Here is a 12484-nt window from a genome sequence, read left to right as displayed (position 1 = left end):
ATGAAAAATATATGTGAAGAAAATGCATTTAAAAAAAGAAGGGGGAGTCCACCCCCTTCAAAACGTAACAACAAAATGGGAATTGTTACGTGTAAACAGTAAACAATATTTACAGCACGTATTGCATGCTTAGCTGTGCATAATTCGAATCGGCGTTTTGCTCGTCTATTTTGAATTGCCCTACTTCAAAACCTACCGCTAATTGCTTGGTTAAGTTTTCAAATATGTTAATACTCCACTGGCTACGCTCTAACCCTGAAACATCGGCTTTAGCTGAACCATAAAGTACGGTAGAGCGTAATGTTTCGTTCCAGTAATGGCGGTAAGCAGCAAGGTAAGCGGTGGTTTCTTCAACTTTTTCACCAACCATATCTTTAGTAAAGCCAACCCCGACATAACGACCTACTTCACCTTGATGAAATTGAAATCTAAAATCATCTTTACCAATGGTGTTAATACGACCGGCAATTGAACCACCAATTGCCGTTTCAGAATTAGAATCCACACAGTTGTTCATTGTATTGATATTCATATCCGTAGAGTCTTTAACACAAGAGTTTACTTGACGACCTAAAGCAGAAAATGACACAGAGCCCCAGTCACCTTTGAGGTTATAACGGGCAACCACATCAGGTACGTTGTCATTAGCGGTATCGCCGCCCCAGGTTTCTGGGTTTTCTAGGGCGACTTGAAAGTTACCCATGGTATAGCGAACTTGGCCTTGACGAATAAAGACTAAGCCTACCGTGGCGCCAGCAAAGTCAGCCGACTCTGGAATAGCACTGGTATTCATAAAGGTTGACCACGTTTGTCCTGCCACCACATCTTTATACTTAATAAAGGCATGACGAATACGAGGGTTAGCCGAGTTTGAAACAATTTCGTTACCGCCACCGCCCCAAAAATCCATTTCAATAAAGCCCATAACATCGCCATGGGTGTATTTCATGTTGAAGCGTGTTTCATTAGCAAAAATATTAAATTGTGATGCATCTTGAGCAAGCTTAGTACCTGCACCAGTCCAAAACGGCTTGTAAGCGACATCGCCATCAACATAGCGTGCATCTACTTTGATATAACCACCGAATGAAATTTTATCTTCATCACTTAATTCAATGTCGTAACCTGCCTGCGCGACACTGGTTGCGGCAAGTAATGAGGTAGTGAGTAATAATTTTTTGAATTTATTGGTAAACATTGCTATTTCCCTTATTTTTTATTTGCTTATTGTCTAGCTACTTATGTCGTTATTTACTACGACTTTATATTTACTACGACTTTTATGGCGAGTTAACGTGATAAAAGGCAACCTAACTGAAGCTACTGACAGCGAGTAAAAGCTAACTACATTGGTTTCAACTTGGCTAAAGCGCATTAAAAACAAGGTGTGTTAAGTTTTTCTTTATCCGTTTGTTCACTTAGGTGGCTTAGCCATCATAGGCTTGTACAAAAATGTAACAATCGGTAATAAGACTTAGCACCTGACACCTAGCACAAAGCAACTAGTCCTTAAGTCGTAGAAGTTATATCGATTTTTATCCTAAAAAATGTGGTAAATTTGATGGCACAAAAGCGGTTAAAACGCGTGTTATAAATTACGTCTTAAAAGTCTTAGAGAATTATATGTTTGCAAATTGGTTACTCGTTAGCGTGAGTATTGGCTATATAGGCTTGTTGTTTCTTATTGCGCATTTAGGGGGGAAATACCGTAATAAGTTAGCCATAAAGCAACAAACCATTATCTATGCCTTATCGTTAGGGGTGTATTGCACCTCTTGGGGTTTTCTAGGGACGACAGGCCAAGCCGCTAATTACTCTTTTACTTTCATCTCGGTGTATTTAGCGCCTATTGTGTTATTTGTTGTTGCTTGGCCGTTTATTCAACGTATTATTAAAACCAGTTTACAGCTGAGGATCACCTCCATTGCAGATTTGCTCTCAGCACGCTTTGGTAAATCGCAAGTTCTAGCGATTACAGTGACCTTAGTCGCCTTAATAGGCACCATGCCTTATATCGCGTTACAGTTAAAAGCGATTGTTAATTCTTATCAAATATTACAACAAACCCCTGATTTACCGGTGTGGCAACTGGGTTTAATTGTGAGCATTATCCTCGCCGTTTTTACCATTATTTTTGGTATCCGCACTATCGATATCACTGAGCGACACCCAGGGGTAATGATAGCGATTGCCTTTGAATCATTGGTCAAGCTTATTGCCTTTCTTGTGGTTGGCTTATTTGTCTGTTTTGTTATTTATGAATCGCCTATGGAGATTTGGGCGTTATCTAAAGATCAGTTCGATATGACTGAGCAGTTTGAATTTAGCAGCCTGTTTGGTTTATTTGGCATGCTCATTATCGCTATGTCGGCTTTTTTGTGTTTACCCAGACAGTTTCAAGTGATGTTTGTTGAAATAAAAGATAAAAAATCAAGCACTATGGCAAGGTGGGTTTTACCGGTATATTTATTTATCTTTGGCTTTTTTGCTTGCTTTTTGGGGTTAGCTGGTAATTTAAATTATGGTAATTCATTATCAGCCGACGCTTATGTGCTTTTTTTACCCGCTTATAATGGTCAAGTGTGGTTGTCTTTATTTGCTTTTTTAGGCGCGGTTTCTGCAGCAAGCTCTATGGTTATCGTGTCGACTATTGCTTTAAGTACCATGCTTAGTAATGAAATTATTTTTCCATTAATGTTTAATTTTTCGCGCCAGCAAAAACAAGATTTTAGCCAATTTCAATTACAACTATTATTCATTCGCAAGGCCATAGTAACCCTGGTTATCTTTTTAAGTTATGGTTTATTATTACTATCGCCCCCCGATACTTTATCGTCACTAGGTGAAGTAGCTTTTGGCGCTTTAGCGCAAATAGGCCCAGCGTTATTTGTGGCCTTTTATTGGCGTAAGGCAACGTTAGCAGGCGTATTAGCCGGTATAAGTAGTGGTTTTATTATTTGGTCTGTCTTTAACCTACTGCCTCAATTAGGGCTATATGCTCATCCGTTTGAACACACTGATTTACCTAAAACAACCGTCATAACCCTTATTGGCCTACTGGCTAATATTATTGTGCTGTGGCTGGTGTCTTTAATCACCAGACAAAGTATTCGTGAACAAATGCAAAGTGAGTTTTTTTATCAAGACCGCAAAAAAATACAATGGAGTTTACCCAACCAAGCTAAAGTCAATGTCGTTGAATTAGAATACTTAGTGGCACGATTTATCGGTAAAGAAAAAGCCAGCCGCTGCTTTGAACAATTTCATGCCATGAATCAAAGTAAGAGTAATAAAAAATTTAATGAAGCAATATTACTGCATGCTGAAAACACGCTTGCCCGTGTTTTAGGCTCGGCTTCGGCTAAATTAGTTACTTCGTTAGCGATTAGTAGCCAAGGTATGGCTTTTGATCAAGTGGCGAAGTTGGTAGAAGATAACTCGACCCAGCAACTTGAGTTTAGTCGCACCGTATTACAAAGCGCCATTGAAAATGTTAGCGAAGGTATTTCGGTGATTGATAGTGAACTCAAGTTAGTCGCGTGGAATAAACAATACCTCGATATTTTTAATTACCCTGAGCGGTTAATTTACATTGGTAGCCCAATCAGTAATTTAATACATTTTAATTTAAGTCAGCAAGGCTATTTTGCTAAAGATATTGATTCACGCGTTAAAAAACGCTTGCAGTATATTGCTGAAGGTAGTCGTCATAACACCGAATATAAACTAAAAAATGGTAAAAACATTCGTATTGAAGGCAGTCCAATACCTGGCGGCGGTTTTGTGATGATTTTTTCTGATATTAGCCAGTACCGACATACTGAAGAGGTGTTAAAAGAAGAAAATACCGATCTTGAATCAAGAGTTAAGTACCGCACTGCTGAGCTTGAACAAGCCAACAAAGAGTTAGCTCTTGCTAACCTTGAGCTCATCGAGGCACAAAAAAAAGCGGAGCAAGCCCACATAAAAAAAAGCCAATATTTAAAAGCTTGTAGTCATGATTTACTGCAACCCTTATCAGCAGCAAGATTGTTTTCATCGGCAATCTCCTTAAGCCCAAGAGTTAGTCATGATGAACGCCAGCAAATTAAACAAATCGATAACTCTTTAGAAATAGCAAACAGCTTATTGCTTGATCTTAATGAAATAGCGCGCATTGAAAGTGGTAATATCACCCCGACAATTGAGCCGATTGAGATTAAAAAGCTTTTTAGCCGATTAACCAATGAATTTAATGCGTTAACCGATGAGTATCATGTCGATTTTCACTGTAAAATGAGCAAGCTGTACGTAGCTAGCGATATCACCTTACTGACAAGGATTTTACAAAATTTTATTAGTAATGCTTTTCGTTATGCCCATAAAAGCAACAATAACGATAATAACCCAAGCAAGGTATTGTTAGGTTGTCGCAGGCAAGGTAATGAGCTGTCGATACAAGTTTTTGATAATGGCCCTGGTATTCCCATAGACAAGCAACAGCAAGTTTTTGAGCAGTTTATGCAATTAAACAATACCAATGCTATCGGTCATAAAGGTTTAGGTTTAGGGCTTAATATTGCGCAAAGTTTGGCGACATTACTAGGACACGCCATAAATTTAAAATCACAACCCGGTCATGGCTGTCTGTTTAGCGTTAAGGTACCCTTAGCTAACAAGCCATTAGCGTCGAAAAAAACCTTACCTGCCGCGAGTATGAATTTACAAGGTGTTGGCGTGTTATGTATTGATAATGAGCCAGCAATACTCGAGGGGATGTCAACGTTATTAACGGCGTGGCAATGCCAAGTTTTTACGGCGACTAATGCTGAACAAGCGAGAAAAATCTATGCTAAACATGAAGATGAGATAGATATTTTACTGGTGGATTATCAGTTAAGTAGTAACTCAGAAGAGCGTAGTACCATGAGTACGGCGATGAGTTCAGCGATAAACTCCGCTTCGCTAAGTCATGACATAAATGGCATTACGTTAATTAAGCAACTACGGGCAATAAGCTACTATAGTTTGCCCGCAATACTTATTACCGCAACCACCAATGAAGACCTGATGATGCGAGCGGCACAAGATAATATTAGTTATTTACGCAAAATTATTAAGCCGTTAGCGCTGCGCTCATTAATGAGTTCATTATTGACCGAAGACTTAGCCAAAAACTACTCACATAACCTTACATAATTAGCGCTGCATAGTACCTTAGGCTAACACCACGGTTTTTAGGAAGCCGTGGTGTGAGTCATGTAGCAAATACTACTCAACTTTACGCCGTTATCGCCTTTGTCATGTGGAACAACAGCCCCTAGCAGCATTATTCTTTTGGTTCGAGTAATTCTATCCAATGTTTAACGGGTACCTTTGCTTTGGTTTCCAAGTGCATTTGGCAGCCGACATTCGCTGTAACTATCTGCTCTGGTTGGTCGATTGTTAACGCCGTTAATTTGTTAGCTAATAATTTCTGGCTAGTTTCAGGCTCAAGAATAGAATAAGTACCGGCAGAGCCACAGCATAAATGTTTATCCTTTGTTTTAGTCAGTGGTACCCCCGCCTTTTCAAGTATTGCTTCTACACCTCCTGTTAATTGTTGTCCGTGCTGTAAGGAACAAGGGCAGTGATAAGCCGTAGGCTTTTGCTCTTTAATGGTTAGTTGGCTAAGGTCTTCGTTAGCTAAAATCTCACTAATGTCTTGGGTAAGCTCAGTAACTCTTTGGGCTTTGTCAGCATAGTCAGGGTCGCCTGCGAGTAGTTCGCCATACTCTTTTACCATGACACCACAACCTGAAGCAGTCATGACAATGGCCTCAGCGCCAGCTTCTATTGCTGGCCACCATGCATCAATATTTTTACGCATAGCGTTCAAACCATCATCATGTGCCGCTAAATGATAGTCAACAGCGCCGCAGCAGCCTGCTTTAGGTGCTTCGACTAAGGTAATACCTATTTTATCTAATACCTTAGCACTGGCTGCATTAGTATTAGGCGTTGTTAAAGACTGCGCACACCCCGCTAAGGCAATCATTTTACGTGGGTGGCTAGACGCTGGCCAAGGCGACGGTTTTTGTTTTGGTGGAACTTTTGCTTTTAATTTACCTGTTAATACAGGTCTACATAACTGTCCCAAAAATAATAAAAAGCCGAAGCGCTTAGGGTAAGGTAATATTTTACGTATTGACCAACGTATAAAGCGATCGCGGGGTGAACGAGATAATTTTTTTTCTACAATACCTCTACCTATATCGACCAAACGGCCATATTTGACTCCAGAGGGGCAAGTAGTTTCACAACTACGACAAGTTAGGCAGCGGTCTAAATGGGTTTGGGTTTTGTCAGTCACCTCATTGGTTTCTAAGAGTTGTTTAATAAGATAAATACGGCCTCGAGGACCATCTCGTTCATCACCAAAATATTGATACGTGGGACATGTGGCCGTACAAAAACCACAGTGTACACAGGAGCGAAGAATGTCTTGTGCTTCACTTACATTAGGCTGCTGTGCTATGTCTGGGTGAATATTTGTTTGCATAATATAACCTTAGCTCCAATGATATAAACGACCAATATTTAGAATACGGTTAGGATCGAATGAATTTTTTATATTAGTTTGAATTCTTTGTATAACTGGGTTTATCGGCGGTAATGTAATTTGACCCGCACCTGTAAAATCATGTTCATTTTGACTGTCTCTTTGGCTTTGTTTTTGGCTTTGAGCAAATAAAGTAACTTCTCCGCCGTGTCGTTGAGCCCAATCACTGAGTTTTTCTTGGTTAAAGTCACCTTTTAGCCAGCGTAATGCACCGCCCCAATCGGCTAACCAAGCTTTATCATCAACATTGTTACTAAAGTCATCCCAAGCAGTAGGGTTAATAGAAAAGCGCCAAAGAGATTCATCCGCAGCCAGGTTATTAAAAAAGTCTAATTGTTGATCGCGTAGTTGTGTCCAAAAATCGCTAGCCTGCTCGAGACTTAATATTTCACTATTGTTGTATTTACGAGAGGCTGTGGTGAATTTTTTATTAACCGTCCCACTAACTAGACTATTTACCGCGTTTTCTACGGCACTTTGCGCACCTGAAAACTGTAAATATAAATAACCATTCACCCAACTCGCTGCACTTAGCGGTGTCGGTTGCCCTGCTAATAAGTTCATATTACTAATGGCTTCAGCCTGAGATAAAGCTTGTCGCACCGTCATGCTAGCGCTAGCAAACGGTAAGACTTTAACACTAATTTCAGTCATTAATCCTAGTGTCCCCATAGCACCCGCTTGTAATCTTGAGACATCGTAACCAGCAACATTCTTCATGACTTTGCCGCCAAAGCGTAGGTATTCACCTTTACCATTAATAAGGTTTACGCCCAGCACATGGTCACGTAAAGAGCCTAGCCAAGGTCTTGAGGGGCCAGCCTGATTGGTTGCCAACGAACCGCCAATAGTCGCTTGCCCATTAAAACGAGCGGGATCGCAAGCTAGTGTTTGCTGATTTTCTGCAAGTACTGCATCAATTTCAGCCAGTGTTGTACCTGCACGTGCGGTCATGACTAGTTCAACAGGGTCATAATTAATAATACCGCTGTGTGCACGCGTAGAAACAACGGCGTGATTACTATTAATACTGTGGCCTAATTGGCGTTTAGTACCATTACCCTCTATTCTAATCGGCGTTTTATTATCAGCAGCCTGCTTAATTTGGTTAATGAGGTTGTTAGTATCATCATTCGCTTTGAAGTCAGTGGGGGATTTTTGTTGTATGCTACTCATGCGTGATTTTCTCCGGTCGACTGATGCGCGCAGTCTTTACGCTTATCTTTATACTTGCCTAATGAACGATACTCTTGACAGCGCTTTAACATAGGAATGCCTTTGCCTGGATTAAGTGTTGTTTTGGGGTCGAAAGCCGATTTAATAAGGTGAAATTGCGCTATTTCTTTATCGTTAAATTGCGTTGCCATTTGACGTATTTTCTCTAAACCTACGCCATGCTCTCCGGTAATACAGCCACCGACTTCAACACAAAGTTCTAAAATTCTTCCGCCAAACTCTTCGGTCTTTTCAAATTCGCCAGGGGTGTTTGCATCAAATAAAATGAGCGGATGTAAATTACCATCACCGGCATGAAAAACATTGGCTACCCGTAAATCATACTCTTTCGATAAACGATTAATTTCTGTTAACACGTAAGCAAGCTGACCTCGAGGAATGGTGCCATCCATACAATAATAATCAGGTGATAAACGCCCAACAGCAGGAAAAGCTGACTTTCTTCCTTTCCAAAAAAGTGCACGTTCTGTCTCGTTTTGGGATATGCGGACACTGGTAGCGCCTAGTTTAGTAAATAACTCGGCTACCTGTTGGGTATTGGCTTGTACTTCGTCTTCAGTACCGTCGAGTTCACACAGTAACAGTGCTTGGGCATCTAAAGGGTAGCCTGCATTAGCAAAGGCTTCGGCAGCTTTTATCGCATAAGAGTCCATCATTTCTAAACCGCCAGGGATAATACCTTGAGAAATAACACGACCTACGGCGTCTCCTGCGGTTTGTACTGAATCAAAACCAGCCAATATCACTTGGGCTTTTTGTGGAATAGGTAATAATTTAACCGTAATTTCGGTGATGACACCTAACATACCTTCAGAGCCGTTAATTAAGGCAAGTAAATCCATGCCATAATTATCAAGACCTTCACTACCTATTGAAATTAATTCACCTTCGACTGTAAGCATGTTTATTTTTAAAACATTGTGCACGGTTAAACCATATTTAAGGCAGTGTACGCCTCCTGCATTTTCCGCCACATTACCACCAATAGAACAGGCAATTTGTGACGATGGATCCGGCGCATAATAAAGGCCATGCTCTGCTGCTGCTTCACTAATAGCAAGGTTACGTACGCCTGGTTGCAAACGAGCCGTACGTGCTTTAGGGTCTATGTGCAGAATATTTGTAAACTTGGCAAGTGATAGTACAACACCTTCTTTATGAGGGGTTGCACCCGCAGATAAACTGGTGCCAGAGCCACGAGCTACCACAGGGATTTCATATTGATTAAATAGTTGTAGAGCGCGCTGTACTTGTTCTACTGTTTCTGGCAAGACAACTAGCATAGGCATTTCACAATAAGCGGCAAGACCATCGCATTCATACACTTTTTGTGTCTCAGCATCACTTATCACATAATCTGGGTTAATAAATGATGTTAACTTCTCTGATAATTCTACCGGTGTTATTTTTGTCATAGTACAACCTGTTTTTAGGGCTGGTATTCATTTAATTAGGGGCTCATTGTTTACTAAAAAGACTTTATTGTGCTTAAGCACCTCACCGCTGTTGTTGTCGACTGCTCGCGCTAGCCGTTTTCTTATTGGTAAAGTTCTTATTACTCTGTATTGGTCGTATTGCTAAGCAATGAGTAAAAAAACATGTGCTTCACAATAGTGTTATTGCAATATATTTGTCTAGCTCAATAGTTACTGGTAATACCATTAATATTTACCCTGCACTTCATTAATGACTTAAAATTTTGTTTTTTATAAATTATTATCAGATAAATTAGCGACCCTTACTAAACCATATTACTGGTATTACCACTATTTACGCTATAACTAAGGAGACATTGGTGAGTACAGACAGCATTGTTGAAACCCATTCGATGAGAGTTTCTCGTCATTTAGAAGAGCTTATTTTGGATGGTACCTTACAACCCGGTGATAAAGTGCCTTCAGAAAGGCAACTTACCCAGCGGTTAAAGGTGTCTAGACCTACAATTAGAGAGGCGTTAAAAAATCTACGAGGTCGTGGTGTCATAGAAACTCGCCATGGTCAGGGCTCATTTGTGGTTGGTATGCTAGATGACGTGAACAATGAAACACCGTTAGCGCGTTTATACTATAGTCACCCTCGCCTACTTTATGATTTGCTTGAAGTAAGAGAGCTATTGGAGTGTGAGGCAGCTCAATTAGCTGCAGAAAGAGGCACCGAGAAAGATTTTTATAAAATAACAAAAGCTTATAATGCGATGAATGGTAAACCTGAACCTGTGAATCAAGACATAAAAATAGCAGGCGATGTTGGCAAGGCTAATCTACATATGGCGCAACTAGATCACGCTTTTCATCGGGCGATCTATGAAGCTTCTCATAACCCGGTGTTAGTACATACCTTACAAAATTTAATGCAACTTATGCTCAATAGTGTCGTGGCTTCGGTAACTAATTTGTATCATCGTGATCGCCAAAAACAACAGATTGATAAGCATCATCAACAAATCTACAATGCGATTATGAATCGCCAGCCTGAAACAGCGAAAAAAGTAGCTAGCGAACATATTCGTAATGTACGTGATCGCATACTAGAAATAGAGCGAGAAGAGCAACGCGAAGAACGTGCAAAAATATTGAGGCTGTGAGCTGGTCTATTAACCACTATAGGGTACACACATCAATAACTTTATAATGAGCGGCAAGCACTATTGCGCTCATTTTCAATACCACTGCGGTCGCAATAGTATTCGTGCTACTCGTGGTATAACGAGTGATTAATTGGCCGACTGATTACCCAAAAGTGTTTTGGTTCAATTGTAATTCATTTAAAGCGATAACCGCTTGCGTGCGATTACGTACCCCCAGCTTTAAGAAAATAATACTGGCATGACTCTTAATGGTTGATTCAGACGTGCCTAACTCATAAGCTATTTGCTTGTTGAGTAAACCGTCAGCAAACATTAATAATATTTGATGTTGTTTAGGCGTTAGTGACGCTATTTTATCGTGGATATGAGTCGTGTTTGTCTCGGGATTAAACTCGCCATCGGGCGTCCATAGTGTGCCATTAAGTACTTCTTTTATCGCCACTACCATGCTGGGAACCGGAGTAGATTTAGGAATAAAACCTGCCGCGCCAAAGCTCATTGCTTTATGTATAGTTTCTTTATCTTCAAAACCAGAGATAATGACAATACCTAATTCAGGGTGTGAGCGCCTAATATTAATTAAACTGTTAAAACCGTGTGCACCGGGTATATCCAAATCTAGCAATAATAAGTCGGCTTTTTCTGGGCTTTTCAAGTGCTCTTCAAGTTCAGGAATATTTTGCGCGTCAACAATTAACGCGCCGGTAAAGTGCGATGTTAAGGTAATGGTTAACGCCTGACGAAAGAGAGGATGGTCGTCTGCTAGTATTATTTTCATGTTATCAAACATAGGTAAACTCATCGTTAAACTCACCGCTTAATCGACTATATTTATCAGTTGAATGGCTAATATAACAGGCACAAACCGCTTGTATATTAACCATAAATTACTCACAAGTTAGACAGATCGATTGCTTTTTATTAAGTGAAGACTTTCAAGGTAAAGACACATTAGCAAAGTATCTATAAAGCTGCTAGCGAGAACTTGGTATTTATTTTTGCTAATTTATTTTATCTGTTTGCTGCACATTAGCTTTGGGGGTTGAGTAACTCAGCCTGATTTAATACAAGCTCTTTCAAGTATTGCCATACGGTATTTACGTGTGTCAAACGCTTACTCTCTGGGTGAGCAACTAACCAAAAACTGCGCTTGATGCAGATTTCTTGGCTATGGAGTTTAATCAAACTTTTGTCTTGTTCGGCTAAAAAGCACGGCAGGATACCCATACCTAAACCGCTTTTAATGGCAAAGTACTGACTGATAATACTGGTACTACTAAAGCTTGCTGTAAATTCGTCACCTAAGTAGCGACTTAGTTCCTTGGTATAAGATAATTGATCGGTAAAAATTAAATTATCTACGTAACTAACCCACTTATGCTGAGCTAAGTGTTCAAGTGCTATGCTGCTATTATCGGGCTTAGCTAAGCCGTTATCCACGCTTTTATCCAAGTAATCTTGATGGACATAGAGCTGTAATTTATAGTCACACAGCTTAGAGACTATCATAGAGGTACTTTTCGGTCGCTCCACCGCAATAGCGATATCTGCTTCATTTCGACTAATTTTTACGTAACGGGAGAACAATAATAAATGTACGTTAATATTAGGATAGTGTTGCTGTAATGCCACTAAGTTAGGTGAAACAAAGAAGTTACCTAATGCCTCGGTTACGCCAATACGTACCAAACCACCATTATCTTGATTGTTATTTTGTATGCTAGATAGTGCATGCTGGGCATCTTGTTCCATTTTGCATGCTACATGCAGTAACACGTCACCATCAGGAGTAAGTACATGACCGTCTTGTGTACGGTCAAACAACTTGGTACCTATGCTTTCTTCTAGCTTATGTAAGCGCCTAGACACAGTAGAAGCGTCCATGATTAGACGTTTAGCTGCTGTTGAAAGTCGCTCGGCTCGAGCCACTTCAAGAAATATTTTTATATCATCCCAATTCATTACTAATATCTCAATTCATCCATAGTTATATCTATATCACAAGGACTTGCAATAATACAAGGCGCATTGCATTTATGCTTATTGTGACTCTATCAATAAAAGCCTATCTTGCTTATAGG

The 12484-nt window shown here is 40.1% G+C and carries 8 protein-coding genes; 2 read left to right on the top strand and 6 right to left on the bottom strand.

Features of this window, described 5'->3' with window-relative positions; all coding sequences use genetic code 11:
- Window positions 1–109: 109 nt before the first annotated feature.
- Window positions 110–1198 (bottom strand): DcaP family trimeric outer membrane transporter, encoded by a 1089-nt coding sequence (locus FCS21_RS04450; RefSeq protein ID WP_138620802.1) that lies wholly within the window; start codon window positions 1196–1198, stop codon window positions 110–112.
- Window positions 1199–1623: 425 nt separating this feature from the next.
- Here FCS21_RS04450 and FCS21_RS04445 point away from each other — a divergent pair, with 425 nt between their 5' ends.
- Window positions 1624–5178, top strand: a complete 3555-nt coding sequence (locus FCS21_RS04445) for a hybrid sensor histidine kinase/response regulator (protein ID WP_138620800.1) — start codon at window positions 1624–1626, stop codon at window positions 5176–5178.
- Window positions 5179–5308: 130 nt separating this feature from the next.
- Here the strand turns inward: FCS21_RS04445 and glcF are convergent, their stop codons facing one another.
- From glcF to FCS21_RS04430, 3 genes are read right to left on the bottom strand one after another with little or no spacing between them, the layout of a single operon-like run.
- Window positions 5309–6520, bottom strand: a complete 1212-nt coding sequence (glcF, locus tag FCS21_RS04440; RefSeq protein WP_138620798.1) for a glycolate oxidase subunit GlcF — start codon at window positions 6518–6520, stop codon at window positions 5309–5311.
- A gap of 9 nt (window positions 6521–6529) precedes the next feature.
- Window positions 6530–7756, bottom strand: coding sequence for a glycolate oxidase subunit GlcE (gene glcE, locus FCS21_RS04435; protein ID WP_138620796.1), 1227 nt, complete (start codon window positions 7754–7756; stop codon window positions 6530–6532).
- Window positions 7753–9231: an FAD-linked oxidase C-terminal domain-containing protein gene (locus FCS21_RS04430; protein WP_138620794.1), complete on the bottom strand. Its 1479-nt coding sequence runs from the start codon at window positions 9229–9231 to the stop codon at window positions 7753–7755. Before FCS21_RS04430 ends, glcE begins: the two co-directional genes overlap by 4 nt.
- 380 nt (window positions 9232–9611) lie before the next feature.
- On the opposite strand from FCS21_RS04430, the gene FCS21_RS04425 reads away from it, so the two are divergent.
- Window positions 9612–10400 carry an FCD domain-containing protein gene (locus tag FCS21_RS04425; RefSeq protein ID WP_246047001.1) on the top strand — a complete coding sequence of 263 codons (789 nt, stop codon included), beginning with the start codon at window positions 9612–9614 and terminating at the stop codon, window positions 10398–10400.
- A 145-nt stretch (window positions 10401–10545) separates the two neighbouring features.
- Here the strand turns inward: FCS21_RS04425 and FCS21_RS04420 are convergent, their stop codons facing one another.
- Together FCS21_RS04420 and FCS21_RS04415 are read right to left on the bottom strand one after the other, a co-directional pair.
- Window positions 10546–11193, bottom strand: coding sequence for a response regulator transcription factor (locus FCS21_RS04420; RefSeq protein ID WP_138620967.1), 648 nt, complete (start codon window positions 11191–11193; stop codon window positions 10546–10548).
- Between the two features lie 239 nt (window positions 11194–11432).
- On the bottom strand, window positions 11433–12365 hold the full coding sequence (locus FCS21_RS04415; RefSeq protein ID WP_138620792.1) for a LysR family transcriptional regulator: 933 nt from the start codon (window positions 12363–12365) through the stop codon (window positions 11433–11435).
- Between the last annotated feature and the right edge of the window lie 119 nt (window positions 12366–12484).

Origin of the sequence: Colwellia ponticola, from assembly GCF_005885605.1 — a bacterium.
Classification (GTDB): domain Bacteria; phylum Pseudomonadota; class Gammaproteobacteria; order Enterobacterales; family Alteromonadaceae; genus Colwellia; species Colwellia ponticola.
Note: the sequence above shows the minus strand (reverse complement) of the source record. Positions and strands in the feature narration are given on the sequence as shown.

Excerpts from the sequence above, each read along its gene's own strand:
- FCS21_RS04415 (WP_138620792.1), bottom strand. The coding sequence starts at position 12,365 with ATGAATTGGGATGATATAAAAATATTTCTTGAAGTGGCTCGAGCCGAG.
- FCS21_RS04420 (WP_138620967.1), bottom strand. The coding sequence starts at position 11,193 with ATGTTTGATAACATGAAAATAATACTAGCAGACGACCATCCTCTCTTT.
- glcF (WP_138620798.1), bottom strand. The coding sequence starts at position 6,520 with ATGCAAACAAATATTCACCCAGACATAGCACAGCAGCCTAATGTAAGT.
- FCS21_RS04445 (WP_138620800.1), top strand. The coding sequence starts at position 1,624 with ATGTTTGCAAATTGGTTACTCGTTAGCGTGAGTATTGGCTATATAGGC.
- glcE (WP_138620796.1), bottom strand. The coding sequence starts at position 7,756 with ATGAGTAGCATACAACAAAAATCCCCCACTGACTTCAAAGCGAATGAT.
- FCS21_RS04450 (WP_138620802.1), bottom strand. The coding sequence starts at position 1,198 with ATGTTTACCAATAAATTCAAAAAATTATTACTCACTACCTCATTACTT.
- FCS21_RS04430 (WP_138620794.1), bottom strand. The coding sequence starts at position 9,231 with ATGACAAAAATAACACCGGTAGAATTATCAGAGAAGTTAACATCATTT.